This is a genomic window from Streptomyces sp. NPDC001493 (assembly GCF_053597235.1).
The window spans coordinates 1-23524 of sequence record NZ_JBSFHV010000043.1 but is presented as its reverse complement, the minus strand read 5'-3'; the positions used below and the strand labels follow the sequence as shown (position 1 = coordinate 23524).

Below are 23524 nucleotides of genomic sequence, written 5' to 3'. Positions count from 1 at the left end.
GCGCCCTCCGAAGAGGGCGGCGGGTCGTCTCCCGGCCCGCCGCCCTGTGTTCAGCCGGCCGCGCGCAGGGCCTCGCCCAGGATCGACGCGCCCTCCTCCGCCTCGGCGACGGAGAGCGAGAGCGGCGGGGCGATCCGCAGCACGCTGGTGTTGTGCCCGCCGCCCTTGCCGATGAGCAGCCCGCCTTCGCGCGCCGCTTCCAGGACGGCCGCGGCGGCCTCCGGGTTCGCCCGGTCGGTGCCGGGCTCGGCCAGTTCGATCCCGATCATGAGCCCGCGGCCGCGTACCTCGCGTACCGAGGGCACGCGGACGGCGAGGGCCCGCAGGCGTTCGATGAGGAGCCCGCCGACCCGGCGGGCGTTGCCCTGGAGGTCGTGGTCGAGGAGGTACGTGAGGTTGGCGAGGCCGGCCGCCATGGTGACGGGTGAGCCGCCGAACGTCGAGATGGAGTTGGCGTCCAGGCAGTTCATCACCTCGGAGCGGGCCACCACTCCGCCGATGGACATGCCGTTGCCGATGCCCTTGGCGAAGGTGAGGATGTCCGGCGGGCCGTTCTCCGCGTGCGCCTGCCAGCCCCAGAAGTGGTCGCCGGTCCGGCCCCAGCCGGTCTGCACCTCGTCGGAGATCCACAGCACGCCGTGCCGGTCGAGCACCTCGCGGAAGGCGGCGTAGAGGCCGTCCGGCGGCGAGGTGAAGCCGCCGACCCCCTGGACCGGCTCGGCGATGAGCGCGGCGGGCCCGCGGGTGTGCCCGAGCAGGTCCTCCAGGTCGCGCACGCACGCGGCGGTGAACTCGGCGTCGGTCAGCTCCGCGTACGGTCCCCGGGTACGCACTCCGCCGTGTACGTACAGCGTCTGGAGCGGGGAGAGACTGGTGGGCGACCAGCCCCGGTTGCCGGTGACGGAGACCGTCGAGAACGATCTGCCGTGGTAGCTGTTGCGCATCGCGAGGATCTGGTTGGACCCCCGGAACGTGGTGGCGAGCAGCAGGGCCGTGTCGTTGGCCTCGGTGCCGGAGGTGGTGAAGAAGACGCGCGCGTCGGGGATGCCGGAGAGGGTGGCGACGCGCTCGGCGAGGTCCACCAGCGGGCGGTTGAGGTAGAGGGTGGAGGAGTGGACGATCCGCCCGGCCTGCTCGCTGATCGCCTTCGTCACTTCGGGGAGCGCGTGCGCGGTCATCGTGGTGAGGATGCCGCCGAAGAAGTCCAGGTAGCGGTTGCCGTCCGCGTCCCAGACGTGGCGCCCCTCGCCGTGGGTGATCTCCAGGGGCCGCTCGTAGTAGAGGGTGAGCCAGTCGGGGCTGACGGCGCGGTGGCGCGCGTGCAGGTTCGTCACGGCTCCACCAGCCCGTCGTAGGCGTCCGGACGGCGGTCGCGGTAGAAGGCCCATTGATTGCGGACCTCCTCGATGAGGTCGAAGTCCAGGTCTCTGACGAGGAGTTCCTCCTCCTTGTCGCTGGCGACCTCGCCGACGAACCGGCCGCGCGGGTCGACGAAGTAGCTCGTGCCGTAGAAGTCGTTGTCGCCGTACTCCTCCCGGCCGACCCGGTTGATCGCGGCGATGAAGTACTCGTTGGCGACTGCCGATGCGGGCTGCTCCAACTGCCAGAGGTAGCTGGAGAGTCCGCGCGAGGTGGCGGACGGGTTGTACACCAACTGCGCTCCGTTGAGTCCGAGTTGGCGCCACCCCTCGGGGAAGTGCCGGTCGTAGCAGATGTAGACGCCCACCTTGCCGACCGCCGTGTCGAAGACGGGCCAGCCTGCGTTCCCGGGCTTGAAGTAGTACTTCTCCCAGAACCCCTTGACCTGCGGGATGTGGTGCTTGCGGTACTTGCCGAGGTACGAACCGTCGGCGTCGATCACCGCGGCGGTGTTGTAGTAGAAGCCCGACTGCTCGATCTCGAAGACGGGCACCACGACGACCATGCCGGTCTCGCGGGCCAGGTCCTGCATCCGGGAGACCGTGGGACCGTCCGGCACGGGTTCGGCCCAGCGGTAGTGCTCCGGCTCCTGCACCTGGCAGAAGTACGGGGCGTTGAACACCTCCTGGAACCCGATGATCTTCGCCCCCTGCCGGGCGGCCTCGCGCGCGTGCTCCTCATGTTTGGCGATCATGGATTCGGTGTCGCCGGTCCAGGTCGCCTGGACGAGTGCGGCGCGAACGACGTGGGACATGAGCTGCTCCTTCGACGCGACGTCAGAGCCTCTACGCGTTTTCTACGCGGGTGGACACGGAAGGTAGGAGGAGAACGTAAGCCCCTCCCCACGGCGGGGCAAGACCGTCGCCGTGAACCGGCCGAGTCGATCACGTTTCGCGCCCGAGGGGTGCGCAACCCCGCCGGGACACGCCGGAATCAGCCCGTACGGGCCCGAACGGGCCATGTGTGACGGCGCGTCACACATCGGCGACGCCCGCGACCCGCAGGGCGTGCACCAGGTCCCACTCCCGGGCCGCCGACACCCGTCGGGCCGCCGCGAGCAGTTGCGGCACGAGATGGGCCGGCCCCGCCCCGGCGATCCGCGCGGCCTCGTGCGGGGACCTGACACGGACGAACGCGCCCAGCAGCTCCTCCGCCTCGGCCTCGCGGCCCGCCAGGTCCAGCGCGACCGCCGCGTCGGCGATCTCCTCGGCCGTACGGGAGGCGCCCTGCCGCAGAAGGTGCCCGCAGTCCTCGTCGCGCCCGGCCTCCGCGAGGGCGCCGACCGCCGCCGCCAGCCCGGCGGGCGGCAGTGAGGACACCTCCCACAACAGGGTGGCCCAGTCGGCGTCGAGGCCGGCGAGCCCCAGCGCGACGGCCAGTACCGGCAGTCGCCCGGCCGGCCAGGCGGCCGCCTCGCAGAGCACGGCGTACGCCTCTCCCGTACGCCCCTCCGCGCGCATCGCCAGGAGCAGCGCGACCACGCCGGCCGCCGCCCGCACCGCCGCCGGATCGGCAGCCGGGGCCGGTCCCGACGCCTCGGCGCTCTCCTCCGCCTCGCGGGCGGCCCCGCCGAAACGGGCCCCCCGGGGCTTCGGGGCGGACGGCGCGGCGGAGGGCAGCAGCGGGAGCACCGAGGGCGCGGGCCCGGCCCCGTCGTCGGCCTCCAGACCGGCGAACCGGGCACCCCTCGGCTTCCCGCGCACGGGCTTCGGCGCGGGGGCGGGGGACGCGGGGGCAGGCGCGGGGGCAGTGGACGCGGGAGCTGCGGGGTTGCGCGGTGCGGGCACGGTGTTCGGCGAACCGGCTTGCCCCGTACGGGCGTTCGTCGCCGCACCGCGTTCCCGTACGGCGGGTCCGGTGGCCTCCTCGTGCGGGCTCGCCTCCTCCCGGAACCAGTTGCGCGGGGCCGTGATCGCACCGAGGCGGCTGCGGAGTTCGGCGCACCGCGCGGAGGCGCGCCGGTGGTCGTCCTGGGCCCAGGCGAGCGCCTGCCGGTCGGGCTGTGCGCCGCCCGCCTCCGCCGCGCGGACCCGCCGGGCCGCCTCCTCCTGCTCGCGGGCCATCAACTCCAGCCGCTGGTGCAGCTCCTGGCGTCCGCCCGGGCGCCGGTCGTGGGCCGCCGCCGAGGCCGCGTAGAGCGAGGCGGCGCGCACGGACTCCTGTTCGGCGTGCCGCGTACCGTAGGAGGCGGCCAGATCCTGGAGGAGCGACTCGACCACGTCCCAGGGCGGGATCTCGACCCCCTCGAAGCAGGCCCGCATCCCGGCGGGATCGCGTCGGGTGAAGACCCCGTACCAACCGCTGCCGGGGTCCAGACGGGCGGCGAGCTCCCCCAGGAACCGCGCGAACACGTCCACTTCGACCACTTGCTGATGCACCGTCATCGCCGCCCTCGTCGGCCCTCGGCTGGAACCCTCCAGTCAGCTCGCATTCGACCGCAGACGTGTTACGGCGCGGCTACGCCCACTTTTCGACTTCGAGGCACCGGGAGCGCGAACCGCACGACGACGCGGGCGCGCACGCCGGGCCGCACACCCCTCAGAACGTCACGGCGATGCCCGTGTGGGGCCGCTTCCCGAGCCGCACGACCATGGCCGGCCAGTCGACCAGCCAGAACTTCCAGGTGTACTTGCGGGACAGCGCCTTGCGTACGGTCGCCATGTCCGCCCCCTCGACGAGCCGGGCGACCCCCTCCGCACTGGGCGCGCCTTCGGCGATCCGGCCCTTGACGTCGCAGACCGTGACGCGGACCCGGGGGGTGCGGCGCAGCCGCTTCACCTTCCACGAGTCGGAGCGGGTCCAGACGTAGAGCGTTCCGCCGTCGGCCGCGGCCCATACGGGGGTGGCGACGGGGGTGCCGTCCTTGCGGTAGGTGGTCAGGCTGACGTACTCGCTGCGGGCGAAGTCCTGGAGAGTCACACCCCGAGCCTAAGCGCTGCCACTCGTGAGACCTGAGCGCCGCCCGTCAGACCTGAGGCGGCCCGTCCGGCCCGATCGCCGCCCGTCAGGCCCCGAGCGGCAGCAGCTCGCCGGCGGGCACGGCCAACGCCCGACCGCCTCTCTCCACCCCGCCGGACGCCACCGCACCGGGTGCCACCACTCCGGGCGCCACCGCACCGGCCTCTTCGGCGTCGGTCTCTTCGGCGCAGCCCGCGAGGATCTCGTCCAGCGTGAGCCCGAGGGCGGCCGCGATGGCCGCCACCGTGAAGAAGGCGGGTGTCGGGGCGCGGCCGGTCTCGATCTTGCGGAGGGTTTCGGCGGAGAGGCCGGCGCTCGCCGCGACGGCGACCATACTGCGCTCGCCGCGAGCCTCACGGAGCAGAGTGCCGAGCCGCTCGCCGCGGCGGCGCTCTTCGGGTGTCAGGGGCGTACGAACCATGCCGTCATTCTAATACCGCATCGACCGGTATAGTAATTGGCATGCTGTACCTCAAGACAGACAGGTCCATCGCCGCCATGCGCGAGGCCGGCCGGGTCGTGGCCCGGATGCTGGGCGCCGCACGCGAAGCGGCGCAGATCGGTGTCAGCCTGCGCGAGATCGACGCCGTGGCACATGAGGTGCTCCGCGGGGCGGGCGCCGGGTCGCCCTTCCTCCACTACCACCCACACTTCGCACCGGTCCCCTTCCCCGCGGTGATCTGCGCGTCGGTGAACGACGCGATCGTGCACGGTGTCCCGGGCGGCTACCGGCTCCGCGACGGGGACCTGGTCAGCATCGACGCGGGCGCGACGCTGGACGGCTGGGCGGGCGACTCCGCGATCAGCTTCACCGTGGGCCGTGCGCGGCCGTCCGACACCCTGTTGATCGACACCGCGTACGCGGCGCTGGACGCGGGCATCGCGGCGGCCGTCGTCGGCAACCGCATCGGCGACATCGCGCACGCGATCGGCACGGTCTGCCGCGCGGCTGGGTACGGCATCCCCGAGGGGTTCGGCGGGCACGGCATCGGCCGGGCCATGCACGAGGACCCCTCCGTTCCGAACGAGGGGCTCCCGGGGCGGGGGCTCGCCCTGCGCCACGGGATGGTGCTGGCGATCGAGCCGATGCTGATCGCCGGCGGCGGGGACCACTTCCGGCCGGACCAGGACGGCTGGACGCTCCGCACCACCGACGGCAGCCGGGCCGCCCACGCCGAGCACACGGTGGCCATCACCGACGACGGCCCCCGCATACTGACGGCGCTCTGAGCGCTGCGACGGGCGGCCCGTATCCGCCAGGACCGCCCGCCGCACCTTTCGATCAGCGCCGGCCGTCGATCAGCGTCGGCCCTTGATCAACCAGCCATCGATCAGCGTCGCCCGTCGCTCGGCGTCACCACCATCGCCGAACCGCCGCCCCGGCGTACCGGCTCGGCCGCCGCCAGCCACCGCCCGTCGGGCAGCCGCTCGACCCCGGTGGCCGCGCCGATCTCCGGATTCAGCTTGAACACGTGCCCGAGGGACTCCAGTTGGGCCCGCAACGGACTGTCCCAGAGCGCGGGTTCGATCTCGGTGGCCGCCGCGTTGCGCTGGCTGGCGCGGGGCGCGGCGATGGCGTCGACGAGCGGCAGCCCGCGGTCGAGCCGGCCGGTCAGGGTCTGGAGCACGGTGGTGATGATGGTGGCCCCACCGGGCGAGCCGAGCGCCAGCACCGGCTTGCCGTGGACGAGGACGATCGTCGGCGAGATCGACGAGCGCGGGCGCTTGCCCGGACCGGGGAGGTTCGGGTCGTGCACGGCCGGGTTGGCGGGCGCGAAGGAGAAGTCCGTCAGCTCGTTGTTGAGCAGGAAGCCGCGTCCGGGCACCGTGATGCCACTGCCGCCGGTCGACTCGATGGTGAGGGTGTAGGCGACGACGTTGCCCCACTTGTCGGCGGCCGTCAGATGCGTGGTGTTCTCCCCCTCGTACGTCGTCGGGGCGGCGGTCCCGCCCGTCGCGCACGGGGTCGGGGACGTGGGGTCACCCGGCGCCAGCGGACTGGTCAGCACGGCGTCGTCGCGGATGAGGCAGGCGCGCGAGTCGGCGAACCGCTGACTGAGCAGCCCGGCCGTGGGCACGTCCTCGAACGCCGGGTCGCCGACCCAGCGCCCCCGGTCCGCGAAGGCGATCCGGCTCGCCTCGATGAACCGGTGCAGGTACTGCGCCTGGCTCGCCCCGGAGAGGTCGGTGGACTCCAGGATGTTGAGGGCCTCGCCGACGCTGGTCCCGCCGGACGAGGAGGGCGCGATGCCGTAGACGTCGAGCCCCCGGTAACCCACCCTGGTCGGCGCCTGCTTCAACGCCCGGTACGCCTTGAGGTCCCGGGTGCTCAGATCACCGGCCCGGGCGACGCGGCCGGACGCCGGGTCGACGGGAGGGTTCCGCACGGTACGCACGATGTCCTCCCCCAGGTCGCCGCGGTAGAGCTCCTGGACACCTTCACGGCCGAGCTCGTCGTACGTACGGGCCAGGTCCGGGTTCTTGAACACCGAGCCCACCACGGGGAGTTCACCACCGGGCAGGAAGAGCTTCGCGGTGGCCGGGAAGTCGGCGAACCGCTCCTGGTTCCCCTCGGTCTGGCTGCGGAAGGTGCTGTCGACGACGAACCCGTCGCGGGCCAGGCGCTCGGCGGGCTTCAGCAGGGTGCCGAGCGACTTGGTGCCCCAGGTGTCGAGCGCCTTGTCCCAGGTGGCGGGGGTGCCGGGGGTGCCGATGCTGAGACCGCTGGTGACGGCGTCGTTGAAGGCGAGCGGCTTGCCGTCCTCCAGGAAGAGCGAGGAGTCGGCGCTGCGGGGCGCCGTCTCGCGGCCGTCGATGGTCTGCACGGTACGGGACTTGGCGTCGTAGTAGACGAAGTACCCGCCGCCCCCGATCCCGGCCGAGTACGGTTCGGTGACACCGAGCGCGGCAGCGGTCGCCACGGCCGCGTCCACCGCGTTGCCGCCCTTGCGCAGCACCTCGATACCGGCCGCGGTGGCGTCCGCGTCCACACTGGCCACCGCTCCCCCGTACCCGGCGGCCACCGGTGTCTTGGCCGGTAAGCCGGGTCGCGGCGACGTTCCGGCGGGAGCTGCCGCCCCGACGGACGCCACCACGGCGAGCACGGCCAGGACCGATACGTTCCGTCCGACAGGACGACGCATGCGTACCTCCAGTTGACGATCGTCCGCGCAGACTAACCCCGGCCCGGCCGGATCGTCAGGACCGCCTCGGACGGGCACCCGGATGCCCGCCGCGGTCTCCGGCCATCCCCGACGGCGTACCCGACGGGCCCGTCTTCCGAGCCCCGGGCCATGACCGCGCGGTTGACCGGAGCCGCGGAGGGACCGGTGGAGCCGGACGCCGGACGGCGGCTCAGTGCCGTGTGAGCGGAACCTCCACCCGCGAGTCGTCGCTTCGCGCCAGACCCTTTTCCAGAGCCCAACGGCCCGGCCCCAGAGCCGCGATGAGGAGGAACGCCCAGCAGAACATCGCGGCTGCCTCACCGCCGTTCTCGATGGGCAGGAGCCCGGATGTCTGGTGGACGCTGAAGTAGGCGTACGCCATGGAGCCGGAGCTGATCACCGCCGTCGCCCGGGTGCCGTAGCCCACCAGCACCAGGATGCCTCCGGCTAACTGGATGAGTGCGGCCCACCATCCGGGCCACTCCCACAGGCGCGGCGACGCACCGTGGGGGCCGCCGAACACGCCGAACAGAGCCGCCGCTCCATGGCAGGCGAACAGCAACCCGACGACGACACGGAACAGTCCGAGTACACCGTCGCGGTTCTTGTCGAGCAGACCCATTGGTTTCCTCACTCTCGTGTGATCCCGGACCGGGGGTGTCCGTCCGGAGAGGCAGAGCAGTCGGGGGGTTCCGACACCACACGTCCGACGCGGGGTGGAAGGGACGGCGCCGGGGCGGGGCTTCGGCACGGCCGAAGCCCCGTCACGGGCCGACGGGCAGGTCCAGCGGATGAGCCGGCTGGTGGGTCAGGCGGTGGTTCATGCCTGGATCAGGCCCTGGACCAGGCGGTGGGTCAGGCTCTGGATCAGGCCCTGGATCAGCCGGTGGATCAGGCGGTGGGGAAGTTGTCGGAGGTGCTGATCCGGCTCTTGAGCAGCGTGCCCGACTCGGTCAGCACGCCACTGCTGCTGTAGTCGCTGCCGTCACAGGTGCCGGGCTGGAAGGCCGCACTGCTCTCGTCGGCGTCGCTGTAGGTCCAGTTCGCGTAGCCGATCTTCAGCTGGTCGAGCAGGTCCAGCCAGGCCGTGGTGCTCGTCCGGTCCAGCGCGCCGCCACCGGTGGCGCTCACGGTTCCGAACTCCGTCACGAACATCGGGAGGCGGGCGGCCGCCCGGCTCAGCGCGGCACGGTAGTTGTCCTTGTGGCTCGCGGCGTAGAAGTGGAACGCGTACATGATGTTGGTGGCATTGACGGGGCTGTTGACGACCTCGCTCTCGCTGGAGCCGTCGGAGACGCCCAGCGACGACCAGCCCCGGGTGCCGACGACGACGACCGCGTCCGGGTCGGCCGCCCGGATCACCGGAATGACCTGCTCGGCGTAGCTCTTGATGGCCGCCCAGCTCACGCCGTTGGGCTCGTTGGCGATCTCGTAGATGACGTTCGTCTTGTTCGCGTTGCGGGCCGCGACGGACGCGAAGAACGTCTTGGCGCGCGCGAGGTTGTAGTTCGGGTCACCCGGCGTCAGGGTGTGGAAGTCGATCATCGCGTACAGGCCACGGGCTTCGGCCATGTCGACGATGCTGTTCACCCGGTTGGTGAAGCCCGCCGGGTCGGTCTCGTAGCCTTCCTCCTGCACGTACATGGCGACGCGCAGCAGGTCCGCCTTCCAGTCCTGCGCCAGGGCGTCCATGGACGCGTTGTTGTAGCACCCGCTGAACCACTGGATGCCGTGCGTGCTCATCCCCCGCAACTGGATGGGGCGGTTGTACTGGTTGCAGAGATTCACGCCGCAGACGTGCACCGGTCCGTTGATGCCCACGGGGGTGCCGGTGCTCGGGCCGGGCGTCGGGGTGGGGGTCGGGGTCGGCGTGGGAGTCGGCGTGGGGGTGGGAGTCGGCGTGGGGGTGGGAGTCGGGGTCGGAGTCGGAGTGGGCGTCGGGTTGCCGCCGGTGATCGAGCCCGTGCAGGCGACGCCGTTGAGCGCGAACGCCGTGGGCTTCGGGTTGGCACCCGTGAAGGAGCCGGTGAACCCCACGTCGGCCGCCGCGCCGGTGGCCAGCGCGCGGTTCCAGTCGAGGCCGGCGGCGGTGACCGTGGAACCGGACTGCGCCCAGGTGGCGTTCCAGCCCTGGACGAGCTTCTGCCCCGCGTCCGGCATGGCGAAGGTGAGCGTCCACGCGGAGACGGGCTCGCCCAGGTTGGTGATCTTCACTCCCGCCTGGAAGCCGCCCTGCCACTGGCTGGCGACCGTGTAGTCGACCTTGCATCCGGCGGCAGCCACCGCCTGAGGGCTGAACAGAGCCGCGAGGCCCAGGACCGTCGCGCAGGTCGCCAGTAGAGCCAGAACGCGTTTCACAGCATTTCTCCTCGTGCGCAGGGGGGTTACGCGATGGGAGCGGTTCCGCAACGTGCGGTCCCGAGAGCGGTCCGTCCCGCCCGATCCGTAGCGCCGGCCCGGGTGCGGGACCGTACGGAGCCGACCGCTCGTCGCCGTGACGGCGTCCCGCGGGCCGATCACGCCGGTCCGGAGGTCTTCGGGGTGCACTGCTGCGGAAGCGCGGGGGTCGCGTTACCGGGGAACTGGAGTGGGAGCGCTCCCAATCTCAGGGACAGCGCGACGCACCGTCAAGCTCTTGGACACGATTCGCCGCCACCGGCGCCCGCGAAAAGTTTCGGACCAGCCAGTTCACCCCGACCCTGGGGCATTCCCGTCCGATGGGTTGTCAGGGGCATGGCGCGCTCCTACAGTTCTCGTGAACCTTTCATGGGAGCGCTCCCAGATCGGGCGGCGGGGCATTCCCGATGCACTGATCGCCTTGTCCGGGCACCCCTCGCACGAGGCTGTTCCACGGCCCGGTCCCGACGCACACCCGACGCTGTCGCCGCTGTACGCGCCCGGTCCCGCAGCCTCTTGCTCCAACAATCCACCCCGTGATGAACACAGGAGACAGGCCCCACCCGAAGGCAACCCCCACCCAGGCACTGGAGACTTCCATGGCTCAACGCAAGAACCGATTAGTCGCCCTGGCGGCGGCGCTCGCGACGCTGCTCGGCGGAATCGCCCTCGCTCTACTGGGCCAGGGCAGCGCGCAGGCCCACGGTGTGGCGATGTCACCGGGGTCGCGTACCTACCTCTGCTGGCTGGACGCCAAGACCAGCACCGGCTCCCTGGACCCGACGAACCCGGCGTGCAAGGCCGCGCTCGCCGAGAGCGGCGCGAACTCGCTGTACAACTGGTTCGCCGTGCTCGACTCCAACGCCGGTGGCCGAAACGCGGGTTACGTCCCGGACGGAACGCTGTGCAGCGCCGGCAACCGTTCGCCGTACAACTTCACCGGCTACAACGCCGCCCGTTCCGACTGGCCGCGCACGCACCTGACGTCCGGCGCCACGATCGAGGTCGATCACAGCAACTGGGCCGCGCACCCGGGCGAGTTCCGGGTGTACGTGTCCAAGGCCGGCTACTCGCCCAGCACCGAACTGGGCTGGGACGACCTGGAGCTGATCCAGACCGTCAGCAACCCGCCGGCGGTTGGATCACCGGGTACCGACGGCGGCCACTACTACTGGAACACGACCCTGCCGTCGGGCCGCTCCGGCGACGCGATCATGTTCATCCAGTGGGTGCGTTCCGACAGCCAGGAGAACTTCTTCTCCTGCTCCGACATCGTCTTCGACGGTGGCAAGGGCGAGGTGACCGGTATCCGCGGCGCGGGCAGCACGCCGACTCCCACCCCGACTTCGACTCCCACCCCGACCCCGACGCCCACCCCGACTCCGACGCCCACGTCGCCCACGACGCCCACCCCGACGTCCACGCCGACGCCCACCGACCCGCACACCGGCTGCATGGCCGTCTACAGCGTGACCAACTCCTGGAGCGGCGGTTTCCAGGGCTCTGTCGAAGTCATGAACCACGACACGACGGCGCGCGACGGCTGGGCCGTGAAGTGGACGCCCGGTACGGGCACCAAGGTGAGCCAGGTGTGGAACGGTGCGCTGACCACCGGGTCCGACGGCAGTCTGACGGTCAAGAACGTCGACTACAACCGGACCATCCCGGCGGACGGCAGCGTCACCTTCGGCTTCACCGCGACATCGACCGGCAACAACTTCCCGATCGGCTCGATCGGCTGCGTCAACCCGTAGCCGTCGAGGCAAGCAGCGCCGGCCCCCGCCTCGGCGGGGACCGGCGCTGTCGTGCCCCGGCCCCGGCGTCGCACCGGTCCCGCACCGGCCGGATCGCACCGGCCGGATCGTCCGGGCCGCCTCGAACGGGAACCCCGACGCCCGCTACTATCCCCGGCCATGACCGACGACGTACGCAACATCGTGCTGGGCGTCATGGCCGCAGGGATAAGCGCCGCTCTCGGCTGGCTTTCGCGCACCTACCTCTGGCGCCGCAAACTCCGCCGCAAGCAGGCCTTCTTCGGGCTTCCTGCCAACTCCGAGTGCCTGCTCGTCGTCAACCGGGACCCTGGCACGGACGGCGCGGTGCACCGCCACGACGTCTTCGCCCTGCTGGAGCTGTCGGCGATGATCAAGGAGTGCGGGGCGCACGCGCAGATCCTCTCCCACGACACGGCACGCCAGGGTTTCGGCGAGCGTACGGAGTACTGCGTCGGCGGTCCGGGCTCCAACCGGCGCATGGCCGCCCACCTCCAGTCGCTGCTGCCCGGCGTGCGGGTGAACACCGACCGCGAACCGGGCCCGGACCGGGCCTCCTTCCGCATCGGGTCGGAGTACTACCCGATGGAGAACGGCTCCCTGGAACACGTACTGCTGGCCCGTCTGAGCATCGGCCGGGAGGCGCGTCCGGTGTTCCTCCTCTGCGGCCAGCGCGCGATCACCAACCAGGCTGCCGCCCGCCATCTCACCCGTAACTACGAGAAGTTGGCACGCACCTACCGTGACTCGACCTTCTGTCTGCTGTTGAAGGTCGTCAACTCCGAGGCGTACGGCCCCGACATGGTGGAGGTGGTCGCGGACGTGACGCGCGCCGCACAGACCCCCCTCCCCGCGGCAGCCCCCGCCGCCGCAGCCACCGACTGAGCGTCGGCGCCCGCGGCACCGGCCCCCGCACACCTTGGTTCATACGGTCCTCGCAACACCCGCGATCTGTGCGAGTTGCGAGGACCTCAGAACCAGAGCAACGCGAAAACGGAGAACGGGCCTTCGTCGTGCATCCCCACGACGACGGCCCGTTCTCCGTCAACGGCACCTTCCGGTACTTCGGTTGGGCAACGCCCCCTCTGCCTTCCGGCGGGTCACCGGCGTACAGCTGACCTTCTTCCCGCAGTGGGCGGCCGGGAAATGGCTTCCCGGGCCCGTCGTGCGGGAGGTGATCTCCGGCTGCTGGCCGGCCAGGGTGTCCGAGCTCGGTCCGCCGGACACCGTCAGGGCAACAGGGGTCCAGGTCCGGCCGGGGAAACCTCCACGGCCTCCGTCTTCGGGTTGCGGCGCTGGCGCTTGGCCATCCAGGTGGCGAACCACGAGAGGAGCATGCACATCCCGATGTAGATGGGGGAGATCACCATGACGACCGGGATGAACGGCAGGTCGTAGTCGAGGTTCGAGGCGATGAGCTTCCCCGCGTGGAGGAACTCCTCGTAGGTGATCAGGTATCCGAGCGAGGTGTCCTTCAGGGCCACCACGAGCTGGCTGATGATGGTCGGCATCATGGCGCGCACCGCCTGGGGCGCGAGCACGGAGGCCGTGACCTGCGTCTTGCGCATCCCCAGCGCGTACGCGGCCTCCCGCTGGCCGCGCTCCACGGAGTTGATACCGGTACGGAACACCTCGGCGAGCACCGAACCGTTGTAGAGGGTCAGTCCGGCGACCAGGGCGGGCAGCGGCTGGACCTTCAGTGCGACGAAGATGAAGAAGATCATCACCAGTACGGGCATGGCCCGGAAGAACTCGACCAGCACGGTGGCGATCCAGCGGACCGGCCGGTGCACGGAGAGCCGTCCGACGGCGAGCACCGCGCCGAGCGCGAGCGAGAGCACCGCCGCGTACCCGAACGCCTTGAGGGTGTTGCCCAGGCCCCGCAGCAGCAGCTCCTGGATTCCCTTGTAGGTAAAGGGATTCCACTTGGCGGCGGTGAACTGGCCGGTGTCGAACAGGAGATAGACGACCCATCCGAAGAGGGCGGCGACGGCGACCGTGGCGGCGATCCCGTAGAGGAGGTGCCGCCTGCGGGCCTCGGGGCCCGGGATGTCGTAGAGGGCTGTGGCGGCGGGCATGGTGTGGGTGGTCATCGGGCCACCCCCCAGCGCTTCTCCAGCACGGTGAAGAGCGCGCTGATGGCCAGGGTGATGATCAGGTAGCCGACGGCGATCCAGACGAAGGTCCAGATGATGCTGTAGCCCAGCTCGTTGAGGGTCTTGTAGGTGCCCAGCAGCTCGGTGACGCTGAACGCGCCGGCGATCGCCGAGTTCTTGGCGAGCGCGATGAGTGTCGAGCCGACCGGCGGGATCACCGAGCGGAACGCCTGGGGCAGCACCACCGTGTTCAGGGTCTGTCCGAAGGACATGCCGAGACTGCGGGCGGCCTCGCCCTGGCCGGTGGGCACGGTGTTGATGCCGGAGCGCAGCACCTCGCAGATGAAGGCCGAGGTGTAGCAGCCGAGCGCCAGCACGGCGAAGACGTTGAACGGCAGTACGAGGCCGAAGCGCGGCAGTCCGAGGAGGACGGCGAAGAAGAGCAGGGTGAGCGGGGTGTTGCGGAGCACCGTCACCCAGACGGTGCCGACGAGCCGGAGCGAGCCGACCGGGGCGACCCGGAAGGAGGCCATGACGAAGCCGAGCGCGAGGGCCAGGAGCGAGGCGAAGACGGTGAGTTCGAGGGTGCCGAGGAACCCTTTGCCGTAGAGCGAGAAGTTCTCTGTCAGTACGTCCATGGTGGCCGGTCCCTCAGTTCGCCGGGTAGCGGTCGATGGGCGGCGGCGTCGGCGCGGGTACGCCGGACAGCCCCAGCGTCGCTTCGAACGCCTTCTTCCAGTTGCCGTTCTTCTCGTTCTCCTCCAGCGCGTCGTTGATCGCGCCGCGCAGCGCGTTGTCGCTGCGCGGCACACCGATGCCGTACGGCTCCTCGGAGAAGGGCTTGCCGACGACCTTCATCTCGTCCGGCGCCTTCGCCGCGAAGCCCAGCAGGATCGCGTCGTCCGTGGTGACGACGTCGACCTGGTAGGTCAGCAGGTTGTCGACGCAGACGGAGTACGTGTCGTACGCGACCAGGTCCGCCTCGGGGTAGTCGGCGGCGATGCGCTGGTAGGGGGTGGATCCGGCGGCCGAGCAGACCGTCTTGCCCGCGAGGTCCTGCGGGCCGTGGATGTCGTTCTCGTCGGTGCGCACCAGCAGTCCCTGTCCGGCCATGAAGTACGGGCCGGCGAACCCGACGAGCTTCTTGCGCATGGCGTTGATGGTGTAGGTACCGACGTAGTAGTCGATCTGGCCGTTCTGCAGGGCGGTTTCACGGTTGGCCGAGGCGATGGTCTTGAACTGGATCTCCTTCGGACCAAAGCCGAGGTAGGCCGCCACCATGGTGGCGATCTCGATGTCGAATCCGGAGTAGACCCCGGTGGCCGGGTCCTTCTCGCCGAGGTAGGGCTGGTCCTCCTTGGCGCCGATCACCAGGTGGCCCCGCCGCTCGGCCCGGGTCCAGGTCTTCGACGCGGGGAGCCGGAAGCCGGTGTTCACCGTGTAGTGGGGCAGCGCGTCGGCCTTGGGCCCCTTGACCGGCGGGCTGCCCTCCTTGCCGCAGCCGGCGGCGAGTACCGTCAGCAGCAGACCGGCCAGCAGTGCGGTGATCTTCTTCGTACGCAACGCGGAGCCTCCCGTCAGTGCTTGAGGATCTTGGACAGGAAGTCCTTGGCGCGGTCGCTCTCGGGGGCGGTGAAGAAATCCTCCGGAGTGCGGTCCTCGACGATGCGGCCGTCGGCCATGAACACCACGCGGTTCGCGGCGGAACGGGCGAAGCCCATCTCGTGGGTGACGACGACCATGGTCATTCCGTCGCGTGCCAGCTGCTGCATGACCTCCAGCACCTCGTTGATCATCTCCGGGTCGAGTGCCGAGGTGGGCTCGTCGAAGAGGAGGGCCTTGGGGTCCATGGCGAGAGCGCGGGCGATGGCCACGCGCTGCTGCTGGCCCCCGGAGAGCTGCGCGGGGAACTTGTCGGCGTGTGCGGCCAGCCCCACGCGCTCCAGCAGCTCGCGGGAACGGGCGTCGGCCTCCGGCCTCTTCCGCTTGCGTACCTTCATCTGCGCGAGGGAGACGTTGGCCAGCACGGTCTTGTGTGCGAACAGGTTGAACGACTGGAAGACCATGCCGACTTCGGCCCGGAGTTGCGCCAGCCCCTTGCCCTCCTCGGGGAGCGGCTTCCCGTCGATCGCGATCCTGCCGGACTCGATCGTCTCCAGCCGGTTGATGGCACGGCAGAGCGTGGACTTTCCGGAGCCGGAGGGGCCGATGACCACCACCACCTCCCCGCGGCCGACGGTGAGATTGATGTCCCGCAGAACGTGCAACTCTCCGAAATGCTTGTTGACGTCCCGCAGGTCGATCAACGGATCGACGGCCATACGCTGCCCTGCCCATGTGTCGCTGTGTGTCGGCTCAGCGGAAACTATCCGCATGGGTAAGGGACTTCGCGTCCGACACGCAAACAGGGCAAAAGGCTGTTTATCTAGGTGGTGTCCGGCGCATCAGGACCGGACACCACCGGAGCGTCATTCCTCGGCCGCCTCCGCGTACACCTGGGACAGTTCGGGGCTGCCGTAGACCGCCCAGTCCAGGCCGGCCCCGACGACGTCGACCTCCCTGCCGGAGGCGAGCCGTACGACGGGCTGCCCGCTGGGCCAGACGTCCCACCGGGCGCCGGGGACGGTCCGTACCAGCACGGTGCCGAGGTAGAGGCCCGCGTCGTTCCCGAACCAGGGCGCCTCCTCCGGATCGTCGCGCCAGCGGGGCGGCAGCTGGTCGAGCGCGGTCAACGACGCCGGGGTGTCGTCCAGTTCGAGTCCGTAGTCCCCCGTCCGGACACGCAGCAGCTCGCACTCGGCGAGGACTTCCGCGAGGCCGGCGGGGTCGGCCGCGGCGGTCTCCGCCAGCGTCGCCGTGCGCGTATCACCTTGACGCTTGCGCCAGTTGTCCAAGAAGGGGATGTTCACCCCACAAGGGTCGCACCTTTGTCCCGCCGTACGCCACAGGGCGCGCGCCGCCCTCCTACGCGTGGTACCCGGCTCCGGCGGAGTGCCGCCCGAACCATAGGCTGCCGGGATGAACACACCGAACTATCTGTCCGGGCTCTTCTCCCTGGAGGGCCGGACCGCCCTCGTCACCGGCGGCAGCTCCGGCATCGGCCGGGCGATCACGGAAGCACTCGCCCGTGCGGGCGCGGAGGTCACCGTCGTGGCCCGTCGCGAGGCCGAACTGAAGGCGACCGTGGACGAGTTGACCGAAGCCGGCTGTCGCGTCGGCTGGGTGAGCGCGGACCTCGCCACGACCGACGGGGTCCGGCGGGCAGCCGACGCCGTGGTCGCACGGTCCGGGGAGCCGGACATCGTGGTGAACTCCGCGGGGATCAACCTGCGCCCGCCGATGGGCGAGCTGGACGAGGACGTCTGGGACACCACGATGGCCATCAACCTCAAGGCCCCCTACCTGCTCGGCGAGCGGTTCGGACCGGGGATGGCGGAGCGCGGGTACGGACGCCTGATCCACATCACCTCGCAGCAGGCGCACCGGGCCTTCGTGAACAGCGGGGCGTACGGGGTCTCCAAGGGCGGGCTGGAGTCGCTCGCCCGGTCGCAGGCCGAGGCGTGGTCGCCGTACGGGGTCACCGTGAACACCCTGGTCCCCGGCTTCGTGATGACCCCGCTGAACGCCCGGCTCTCCTCCGACCCGGAGAAGGTGGCCGCGCTGGCCGCCCGCACGATGGTGGGGCGCAACGGGCTGGCCGAGGACTTCGCCGCGGCGGCGGTGTTCCTGGCCGGCCCCGGCTCGTCGTACGTGACCGGGCAGTCGCTCTTCGTGGACGGCGGGCTCTCGGTCCACTGACGTCCTTCACCCGGATCCGGGGGGCGTCCGCCGGGCGCGGGCACCCCCCGGACCGGAGGTCAGGCGCCCGGACGGTCGCCGGCGGCCGCGCTCAGCGACTCGGCGGCGGCGGACGCCGCCTGCTTGTCGATCCCGAGGCCGGTGAGCACCCCGTCGCCGCCCTCGTGCTCCAGAAGTGCCAGCAGGACGTGCTCGGTTCCCACGTGGGGGTGGCCGAGCCGCAGGGACTCGCGGTAGGCGAGTTCGAGGACCTTACGGGAGCCCGCGTCGTACGGGACGAGCTCGGGAACCTCGTCGGCGGCGGGCGGCAGGGCGGCGAGGGCGGCCGCGCGCACGGCTTCCGGGGTGATCCCCTGAGCCGCGATCACCTGTGCGCCGACGCTCCCGGTGTCGGCGACGACACCCAGCACCAGGTGCGCGGGGAGGACCTCGGTGCCCCCCGCGAGTCGGGCCTCGTTGTGGGCGGCGACCACCACGTTCCGGGCGCGCGTGGTGAAGCGCGCGAACCCGTCCTTGGGTTCCGGTTCGGCGGACTCGTCGGGCTTCTTCGGGACGAAGCGCTTCTGCGCCGCCTGCCGGGTCACCCCCATGCTCCTGCCGATGTCGGTCCAGGAGGCGCCCGAGCGGCGGGCCTGGTCCACGAAGTGGCCGATGAGGTGGTCCGCGATGTCACCGAGGTGGTCGGCCGCGACGACCGCGCCGGAGAGCTGTTCGAGGGCGTCGGTGTGGGTCTTCTTGATGGCCTCGATGAGGTCGTCGAGGCGCACGGGAGGGTTGACTGATGCCGGTTGCGTCATGTGTCAACCGTAAGTTGACACATGCGGGGGCGTCAACCTTCGGTTGTCAGTTGTCGTCGGTCCCTCCGAGGGGCGGTGGCCGTCCGGCTCAGAACTCCAGGTCCACCACGACCGGTGCGTGGTCCGACGCGCCCTTGCCCTTGCGCGCCTCGCGGTCGACGTAGGCATCCTTCACCGCGGCGGTGAACGGGGCGTTGCCGTAGGCGAGGTCGATCCGCATGCCCCTGTTCTTGGGGAAGCGGAGCTCGCGGTAGTCCCAGAAGGTGAACGGGTGGTCGTACTTCAGGGGGCGCGGCACGACGTCGCTCAGACCCTCCTCGCGCAGCGCGGCCAAGGCGTCCCGCTCGGCGGGGGTGACGTGGGTGGCGCCCTCGAAGAGCGCCGGGTCCCACACGTCCTCGTCGGTGGGCGCGACGTTGTAGTCGCCGAGCACGGCGAAGGGCCGGGAGGCCGCCGCGTCCGCGGCGACGGCGCTCCGCAGCGCTTCCAGCCAGCGCAGCTTGTACGCGTAGTGCTCGTGCGTGACCTCGCGGCCGTTGGGAACGTAGACCGACCAGAGCCGGACGGGACCGCAGGTCGCGGAGATCGCCCGGGGCTCTTCCGTGCCGTCGTACGCGGGACCGCCCGGAAGGCCGGCGACCACGTCGTCCAGGCCCACCCGGGAGATCAGCGCCACGCCGTTCCACCGGCCGGTGGCGTTCACGGCGGAGGCGTACCCCAGCTCCCGCAGCTCGTCGGCGGGGAACTGCTCGGCCGTGCACTTGGTCTCCTGGACGCACAGCACGTCGGTGCCGGTGCTCTCCAGCCAGGCCAGCAGCCTCGGCAGGCGGGCGGTGATCGAGTTGACGTTCCACGTGGCGATGCGCATGGCACCCAACCTAACCGGTACCACCGACAGTCGCGGCCCCGCGCCCTTCCGGCCGGTACGGCCTTCAGAACCCGGTGTGCTCCCCCGGCGCCATCCGGCTGTGGTCGCTGCCGCCGAGCGCCCCGATCTGCGCGTCGTAGATCGGCCGGGCCAGGTCCGTGAGCAGGGCGTCGTGGATGTCGATGGCCCGGCGCGGCCCGACCTCGCGCACGTAGTCGATGACCTCCGAGATCTTGTTCCACGGCGCCATCACCGGCAGCATCAGGGTGTCGACCGGCTGCCCGGGGACGGTGAGCGCGTCGCCCGGGTGGAAGACCGAACCGTCGACGAGGTAGCCGACGTTGGTGATGCGCGGGATGTCCGGGTGGATCACCGCGTGGAGCTCACCGTGGACCTGGACGTCGAACCCGGCGGCGCGGAAGGTGTCGCCGTGTCCGACCGTGTGCACCCGCCCGGGGAAGGCCGTCGCCAATTGCCCGGCGACACTCCGCAGCGTCCAGATCTCCGCCGCCGGGTTGGCCTCCATGGCGGCCCTGATCCGGTCCTCGTCGAAGTGGTCCGGGTGCTCGTGGGTCACCAGGATGGCGTCGGCGCCGACCGCGTCGCCCTCCCCGGAGAAACCGCCCGGGTCGATGACGAGGGCCTGCCCGTCCTTGTCCAGGCGGACGCAGGAGTGCCGCTTCTTGGTGAGTGTGAGAGGCGATGCGTTCATGCTCCCCATCCTGCTACGCGGGCGGTGTCGTTTCTTCCTGAATCACGGACTGGGCCACGGCGAACGCGGCCCCGGCGGCGGGAACGCCGCAGTACACGGCGGTCTGGAGCAGCACTTCCTTGATCTCGGCGGGCGTCAGGCCGTTGCGCAGGGCCGCCCGCAGATGTGCGGCGAGGCCCTCCAGCCGTCCGGACGCGATCAGCGCGGTGAGCGTGACGCAGCTGCGGGTACGGCGGTCGAGGCCCTCGCGGCTCCAGACCTCGCCCCACGCGTAGCGGGTGACGAGGTCCTCGTAGTCCTCGGTGAACGGGTCGGCGGCCGCGTCGGCCCGGTCCACGTGGGCGTCGCCGAGGACCTCCCGGCGGATCTTCGTGCCGAGCGCGTGCAGGTCCGTACGCTCCCCGTCGTCGTCCGTACGCGGGGCCGGCGGAGCGATCTCCGCGACGGGCGCGTAGGGGGCGGAGAGCGGCGGGACGGCGGCCGGGGGCGCGCCCAGGGGCACCGGAACGGCGCCGAGGGTGTCCTGCCAGGTGGTCGAGAAGTGGGTGAACAGCAGGTCCATCACGGCGGCCGGCTGCTCGACGGGCGCGAGGTGCGACGCCCCGGGCACCAGGGCGAGCCGGGCGTCGGGGATACCCGCGACCAGGGTGCGCGCCTCGGCGGGGCCGGTGACCCGGTCCTCCGCGCCGACGACGACGAGCGTCGGCACACCGATACGGCCCAGTTCACCGCGGATGTCGAAGGCCGCGAGCGCCTCGCACGCGGCGATGTAGCAGCCGGGGTCGGTGGTACGCACCATCTGCACGGCCCACTCGACGATGGCGCTCTGCGCGGCGGCGAAGCCGGGCGTGAACCAGCGCTCGGGGGCACTGCGGGCGATGGGCTCCAGGCCGTTCGTACGGACGATCACACCGCGCTGGCGGAACTCGTCGGCGCTGCCGAATCTGGGCGAGGTCGCGACCAGCGCGAGCGAGGCCACCCGGTGGGGGTGACGCAGCGCGAGGTCGGCGCCGACGGCCCCACCGATGGAGCACCCCGCGTAACCGAAGCGCTGGACACCCAGGGAGTCGAGGGTGGCGATCAGCCGGTCCCCGAGTTCGGCGACGGAGACCGCGGGCCGGGCGGGGGCGCCACCGTGGCCCGGCAGGTCGTAACGGAGTACCCGGTAGTGCTGGGAGAGGTCCGGTATCTGGCGATCCCACATGTGCCATGTAGTACCCAGGGACGGCCCGATCACCAGGACCGGAGCGTCTTTTGGCCCGTCAAAGCGGTATTGGAGGGTGTTCGATGATGTCTCGCTCACCCGCCCGACCCTCTCATCTCTCACTATCTCTCACTGAACCGGGTCGGCCCTACCGGCTGCGCCCCTTCGCCTGCGGGGGCAGCCCCGCCGCCGGCCCTCCCGCCGGACGCCCGTGGAGCCCGTCCCACGTGACGGCGGCAGCGCGCAGGTCCTCCACGCCGGGCTTCACGTAGTACCTCTTGGTCGTACTCACGTTCTTGTGACCGGCCCACCGCGCGAGAATATGGTCAGGCACTCCGTTGTTGGCCAGGAAAGTCAGGCACGACGAGCGAGCGTCGTACAACCGGACACGTCGATGTTCGAGGATTTCCATAATCCTGTACGCGCGCCGACGCAGCTGCTTTCCCGTGAATGCTTCTCCGTTTTCGTGGACCACGACATAGCCAGAATTCACGTATGCCCCGCCGAGAGCCAACTTCTCTTGGGCCTGACAGGACCTCAATGCCCGGAGTGCCTCGAGAACTGGGACAGGAAGCGGGAGTTCTCGCTCCCCCGCAAGCGACTTGGTATCCTTCTCAACGACGGCCCGGTTCCCCATCATCGTGCGGGTGTTGGCGATCGCGATCATACCTCGGTCCAAGTCGACGTCCTGCCAACGGAGACCACACACTTCCGCAGGCCGTAGCCCCATGAGGGACAGCAGGAACGGCGCGTACAGCCGATCCCCCCGGACCCCCATCACAAATCCCTGGACCTCGGGAACCGTCCAGGGCTTCAAGTCCACCTTTCTGCGGCGATCCTCTTTCCTCGCCCTGAGCGGGATCGTCACGTTCTCGGCCACGTTCATGACCACCAAGCGACGGGTCACCGCCCGATTCAACGCCTCCTTCAGCCGGCCGAGACTCATCTCCACAGTGGTTACACTCAGAGGAGTTCCGGCCCCTTGGCCCTCGCAGCCGACCGCTCTCAAGGGCCCAATCCCTCCACTCCTCGACCTGCTCCTCGGTGAGTTCCTGAAGGCGAATTTCGCCGAGTCGACCACGCACCCGGTCCAGCGTGACTCTGTAGCTGTAAAGGGTGGTCTCCTCCAGGTCCTGAGACCTCAGAGCGATCCATTGATCAAGCCACTCGTTTACGGTGATCGCATTAGAATGAACAAACGTCCCGTTGTTGCGTTGCTCCGTGACTCTCGCATATTCCGCCTTCGCTTCCTTCAGCGTGTCGAAGGTTCGAGTGTGCTGTTTGCGTTTCCTCGTCTCGGGATCTATACCAATATCCACTACGAGTCGATAGCGGACCCTGCCACTGGAGTTGGGCGGCAGTTTCCTTATGGGCGAAGACAGCTGAAGACCTTTCATTCCGGCACCACCGTCGCCCCGTGTCTCTCTGCAATCCACACGAGGCCTCTCGCGTTCTCTCCGACTCCACCGCCAAGCGCAGCCGGATGCGAACAACCTCAATGGTCGGCACAATTACCGGTTTGGCCAACCGGCAGACGTCACCTACACTCCCTCTCGCACTCACACCATGAACCTTTTCCGTCTTGATCAGGTGGCGAGTTCGAGGGCGACGACGGCTTTGACGGCGACGGTGAGCCGGGTGATGCTGCAGCGGAGCTTCCAGGACTTGAGAGTCGCCATGGCGCGTTCACCGAGGCTGCGGATCTTCGTGTGGTCCCCGTTGTGACGTCGGCGCCAGCCGGGCAGGTGCTTGCCACGGATCGGCGCGAGGATCGCAGGGCTGGCGCCCTGATACGCCTTGTCGTCCCAGCACTTGATGTCCTCCCCGGCGAGGGTGGCGGGAATACCGTGGGCCCGCGCCGCGGTCAGGTCGTGCGTGGCTCACGGCAGTGCGTCCGAGACCCAGACCAGGCGTCCCGTCCCGTGGGATCCGCGAGGACCTGCACGTTCATCCCGTGATGCTTCTCCTTCCCGGAGTAGTACGGCCGGTCTGCGGCGATGCGGTCAATCGGCAGCACCGTGCCGTTGAGAATCACGTACGCCTCGACCACGTGATCAGGAAAGTACGAGTCGTCATACATCTGCCGCAGGACCGCGTGTCCCGCTATCTGCTGGTTTGTGATCGGCATGGCACTTCCCTACTTCCGCGAAAAACTGACGCGCCGATCATGCACAGCGCCACTGACAACGACGCCCCCATGGACGCCGAACCTCACGCGACCAGGACTTTCACAACAGGCCCTAGTCTTCCGAGTCAGGAATTCTGTTCAGATATGAGGCGAGGCGTTCGAGGATCTCGTCCGCGGTCTTGGTCCAGACGTAGGGCTTGGGGTCGGTGTT

The 23524-nt window shown here is 70.2% G+C and carries 22 protein-coding genes and 2 pseudogenes; 4 read left to right on the top strand and 20 right to left on the bottom strand.

Annotated features, from left to right (window positions below; genetic code table 11):
* Window positions 1–50 precede the first annotated feature (50 nt).
* The 5 genes from ACWCWD_RS35450 to ACWCWD_RS35430 form a co-directional block, all read right to left on the bottom strand.
* Window positions 51–1334, bottom strand: a complete 1284-nt coding sequence (locus ACWCWD_RS35450) for an aspartate aminotransferase family protein (RefSeq protein ID WP_450779514.1) — start codon at window positions 1332–1334, stop codon at window positions 51–53.
* The gene (locus ACWCWD_RS35445) at window positions 1331–2173 is read right to left on the bottom strand and encodes a nitrilase-related carbon-nitrogen hydrolase (protein ID WP_390965657.1); all 843 of its coding nucleotides are present in this window, start codon (window positions 2171–2173) and stop codon (window positions 1331–1333) included. The genes ACWCWD_RS35450 and ACWCWD_RS35445 overlap by 4 nt, the downstream gene beginning before the upstream one ends.
* Window positions 2174–2393: 220 nt before the next feature.
* Complete coding sequence (locus ACWCWD_RS35440) at window positions 2394–3803, bottom strand: hypothetical protein (protein WP_450779511.1); 1410 nt, start codon at window positions 3801–3803, stop codon at window positions 2394–2396.
* 154 nt (window positions 3804–3957) lie between these two features.
* A complete protein-coding gene (locus ACWCWD_RS35435) occupies window positions 3958–4338 on the bottom strand; it encodes a PPOX class F420-dependent oxidoreductase (RefSeq protein ID WP_450779510.1) in 381 nt (126 codons plus the stop codon).
* Window positions 4339–4423: 85 nt separating this feature from the next.
* The gene (locus tag ACWCWD_RS35430) at window positions 4424–4798 is read right to left on the bottom strand and encodes a helix-turn-helix domain-containing protein (RefSeq protein WP_450779508.1); all 375 of its coding nucleotides are present in this window, start codon (window positions 4796–4798) and stop codon (window positions 4424–4426) included.
* A gap of 41 nt (window positions 4799–4839) precedes the next feature.
* Between ACWCWD_RS35430 and map the strand changes: the two genes are divergently transcribed.
* Window positions 4840–5607 (top strand): type I methionyl aminopeptidase, encoded by a 768-nt coding sequence (gene map / locus ACWCWD_RS35425; RefSeq protein WP_450779506.1) that lies wholly within the window; start codon window positions 4840–4842, stop codon window positions 5605–5607.
* A gap of 101 nt (window positions 5608–5708) precedes the next feature.
* On the opposite strand, the gene ggt is transcribed toward map, so the two are convergent.
* The 3 genes from ggt to ACWCWD_RS35410 all read right to left on the bottom strand — a co-directional run bounded on the left by ggt (window position 5709) and on the right by ACWCWD_RS35410 (window position 9899).
* The gene (gene ggt, locus ACWCWD_RS35420) at window positions 5709–7520 is read right to left on the bottom strand and encodes a gamma-glutamyltransferase (protein WP_450779504.1); all 1812 of its coding nucleotides are present in this window, start codon (window positions 7518–7520) and stop codon (window positions 5709–5711) included.
* 211 nt (window positions 7521–7731) lie between these two features.
* On the bottom strand, window positions 7732–8163 hold the full coding sequence (locus ACWCWD_RS35415; RefSeq protein ID WP_450779502.1) for a DoxX family protein: 432 nt from the start codon (window positions 8161–8163) through the stop codon (window positions 7732–7734).
* Window positions 8164–8432: 269 nt separating this feature from the next.
* Window positions 8433–9899 carry a cellulase family glycosylhydrolase gene (locus ACWCWD_RS35410; RefSeq protein WP_450779500.1) on the bottom strand — a complete coding sequence of 489 codons (1467 nt, stop codon included), beginning with the start codon at window positions 9897–9899 and terminating at the stop codon, window positions 8433–8435.
* 638 nt (window positions 9900–10537) lie between these two features.
* Between ACWCWD_RS35410 and ACWCWD_RS35405 the strand changes: the two genes are divergently transcribed.
* Both ACWCWD_RS35405 and ACWCWD_RS35400 read left to right on the top strand, forming a co-directional pair.
* Window positions 10538–11692 carry a lytic polysaccharide monooxygenase auxiliary activity family 9 protein gene (locus ACWCWD_RS35405; RefSeq protein WP_450779499.1) on the top strand — a complete coding sequence of 385 codons (1155 nt, stop codon included), beginning with the start codon at window positions 10538–10540 and terminating at the stop codon, window positions 11690–11692.
* 159 nt (window positions 11693–11851) lie between these two features.
* On the top strand, window positions 11852–12595 hold the full coding sequence (locus ACWCWD_RS35400; protein WP_450779497.1) for a hypothetical protein: 744 nt from the start codon (window positions 11852–11854) through the stop codon (window positions 12593–12595).
* A 344-nt stretch (window positions 12596–12939) separates the two neighbouring features.
* Here the strand turns inward: ACWCWD_RS35400 and ACWCWD_RS35395 are convergent, their stop codons facing one another.
* The 5 genes from ACWCWD_RS35395 to ACWCWD_RS35375 all read right to left on the bottom strand — a co-directional run bounded on the left by ACWCWD_RS35395 (window position 12940) and on the right by ACWCWD_RS35375 (window position 16715).
* The gene (locus tag ACWCWD_RS35395; RefSeq protein WP_450779495.1) at window positions 12940–13803 is read right to left on the bottom strand and encodes an amino acid ABC transporter permease; all 864 of its coding nucleotides are present in this window, start codon (window positions 13801–13803) and stop codon (window positions 12940–12942) included.
* Window positions 13800–14444 carry an amino acid ABC transporter permease gene (locus tag ACWCWD_RS35390; RefSeq protein ID WP_386892440.1) on the bottom strand — a complete coding sequence of 215 codons (645 nt, stop codon included), beginning with the start codon at window positions 14442–14444 and terminating at the stop codon, window positions 13800–13802. Before ACWCWD_RS35390 ends, ACWCWD_RS35395 begins: the two co-directional genes overlap by 4 nt.
* 13 nt (window positions 14445–14457) lie before the next feature.
* Window positions 14458–15369 carry a glutamate ABC transporter substrate-binding protein gene (locus ACWCWD_RS35385; protein ID WP_450779493.1) on the bottom strand — a complete coding sequence of 304 codons (912 nt, stop codon included), beginning with the start codon at window positions 15367–15369 and terminating at the stop codon, window positions 14458–14460.
* Between the two features lie 14 nt (window positions 15370–15383).
* A complete protein-coding gene (locus ACWCWD_RS35380) occupies window positions 15384–16127 on the bottom strand; it encodes an amino acid ABC transporter ATP-binding protein (RefSeq protein WP_450779491.1) in 744 nt (247 codons plus the stop codon).
* A gap of 147 nt (window positions 16128–16274) precedes the next feature.
* Window positions 16275–16715: a DUF6278 family protein gene (locus tag ACWCWD_RS35375; protein ID WP_450779489.1), complete on the bottom strand. Its 441-nt coding sequence runs from the start codon at window positions 16713–16715 to the stop codon at window positions 16275–16277.
* Between the two features lie 109 nt (window positions 16716–16824).
* Here ACWCWD_RS35375 and ACWCWD_RS35370 point away from each other — a divergent pair, with 109 nt between their 5' ends.
* Window positions 16825–17604, top strand: coding sequence for an SDR family NAD(P)-dependent oxidoreductase (locus ACWCWD_RS35370; RefSeq protein WP_450779487.1), 780 nt, complete (start codon window positions 16825–16827; stop codon window positions 17602–17604).
* A gap of 59 nt (window positions 17605–17663) precedes the next feature.
* Here the strand turns inward: ACWCWD_RS35370 and ACWCWD_RS35365 are convergent, their stop codons facing one another.
* The 7 genes and pseudogenes from ACWCWD_RS35365 to ACWCWD_RS35335 form a co-directional block, all read right to left on the bottom strand.
* Complete coding sequence (locus ACWCWD_RS35365; protein ID WP_450779485.1) at window positions 17664–18401, bottom strand: Clp protease N-terminal domain-containing protein; 738 nt, start codon at window positions 18399–18401, stop codon at window positions 17664–17666.
* An 88-nt stretch (window positions 18402–18489) separates the two neighbouring features.
* Window positions 18490–19269, bottom strand: a complete 780-nt coding sequence (locus ACWCWD_RS35360) for an exodeoxyribonuclease III (protein ID WP_450779483.1) — start codon at window positions 19267–19269, stop codon at window positions 18490–18492.
* Window positions 19270–19333: 64 nt separating this feature from the next.
* Window positions 19334–19981: an MBL fold metallo-hydrolase gene (locus tag ACWCWD_RS35355; RefSeq protein ID WP_450779481.1), complete on the bottom strand. Its 648-nt coding sequence runs from the start codon at window positions 19979–19981 to the stop codon at window positions 19334–19336.
* 13 nt (window positions 19982–19994) lie between these two features.
* Window positions 19995–21308 carry a bifunctional 3-oxoadipate enol-lactonase/4-carboxymuconolactone decarboxylase PcaDC gene (gene pcaDC / locus ACWCWD_RS35350; RefSeq protein WP_450779479.1) on the bottom strand — a complete coding sequence of 438 codons (1314 nt, stop codon included), beginning with the start codon at window positions 21306–21308 and terminating at the stop codon, window positions 19995–19997.
* A gap of 25 nt (window positions 21309–21333) precedes the next feature.
* Window positions 21334–22131, bottom strand: a complete 798-nt coding sequence (locus ACWCWD_RS35345) for a site-specific integrase (RefSeq protein ID WP_450779553.1) — start codon at window positions 22129–22131, stop codon at window positions 21334–21336.
* Window positions 22132–22264: 133 nt separating this feature from the next.
* Window positions 22265–22582 (bottom strand): annotated as a pseudogene (locus tag ACWCWD_RS35340) (Arm DNA-binding domain-containing protein); the annotation flags it as partial.
* Window positions 22583–22771: 189 nt separating this feature from the next.
* A pseudogene (locus ACWCWD_RS35335) lies at window positions 22772–23229 on the bottom strand (transposase family protein); the annotation flags it as partial.
* Window positions 23230–23524: the final 295 nt, after the last annotated feature.

What these genes read in the sequence shown, in the direction of transcription:
- ggt (WP_450779504.1), bottom strand. Translation starts at nt 7,520, where the DNA reads ATGCGTCGTCCTGTCGGACGGAACGTATCGGTCCTGGCCGTGCTCGCC.
- ACWCWD_RS35360 (WP_450779483.1), bottom strand. Translation starts at nt 19,269, where the DNA reads ATGCGCATCGCCACGTGGAACGTCAACTCGATCACCGCCCGCCTGCCG.
- ACWCWD_RS35400 (WP_450779497.1), top strand. Translation starts at nt 11,852, where the DNA reads ATGACCGACGACGTACGCAACATCGTGCTGGGCGTCATGGCCGCAGGG.
- ACWCWD_RS35390 (WP_386892440.1), bottom strand. Translation starts at nt 14,444, where the DNA reads ATGGACGTACTGACAGAGAACTTCTCGCTCTACGGCAAAGGGTTCCTC.
- ACWCWD_RS35355 (WP_450779481.1), bottom strand. Translation starts at nt 19,981, where the DNA reads ATGAACGCATCGCCTCTCACACTCACCAAGAAGCGGCACTCCTGCGTC.
- ACWCWD_RS35405 (WP_450779499.1), top strand. Translation starts at nt 10,538, where the DNA reads ATGGCTCAACGCAAGAACCGATTAGTCGCCCTGGCGGCGGCGCTCGCG.
- map (WP_450779506.1), top strand. Translation starts at nt 4,840, where the DNA reads ATGCTGTACCTCAAGACAGACAGGTCCATCGCCGCCATGCGCGAGGCC.
- ACWCWD_RS35415 (WP_450779502.1), bottom strand. Translation starts at nt 8,163, where the DNA reads ATGGGTCTGCTCGACAAGAACCGCGACGGTGTACTCGGACTGTTCCGT.
- ACWCWD_RS35380 (WP_450779491.1), bottom strand. Translation starts at nt 16,127, where the DNA reads ATGGCCGTCGATCCGTTGATCGACCTGCGGGACGTCAACAAGCATTTC.
- ACWCWD_RS35345 (WP_450779553.1), bottom strand. Translation starts at nt 22,131, where the DNA reads ATGAGTCTCGGCCGGCTGAAGGAGGCGTTGAATCGGGCGGTGACCCGT.
- ACWCWD_RS35365 (WP_450779485.1), bottom strand. Translation starts at nt 18,401, where the DNA reads ATGACGCAACCGGCATCAGTCAACCCTCCCGTGCGCCTCGACGACCTC.
- ACWCWD_RS35395 (WP_450779495.1), bottom strand. Translation starts at nt 13,803, where the DNA reads ATGACCACCCACACCATGCCCGCCGCCACAGCCCTCTACGACATCCCG.
- ACWCWD_RS35445 (WP_390965657.1), bottom strand. Translation starts at nt 2,173, where the DNA reads ATGTCCCACGTCGTTCGCGCCGCACTCGTCCAGGCGACCTGGACCGGC.
- ACWCWD_RS35370 (WP_450779487.1), top strand. Translation starts at nt 16,825, where the DNA reads ATGAACACACCGAACTATCTGTCCGGGCTCTTCTCCCTGGAGGGCCGG.
- ACWCWD_RS35440 (WP_450779511.1), bottom strand. Translation starts at nt 3,803, where the DNA reads ATGACGGTGCATCAGCAAGTGGTCGAAGTGGACGTGTTCGCGCGGTTC.
- ACWCWD_RS35430 (WP_450779508.1), bottom strand. Translation starts at nt 4,798, where the DNA reads ATGGTTCGTACGCCCCTGACACCCGAAGAGCGCCGCCGCGGCGAGCGG.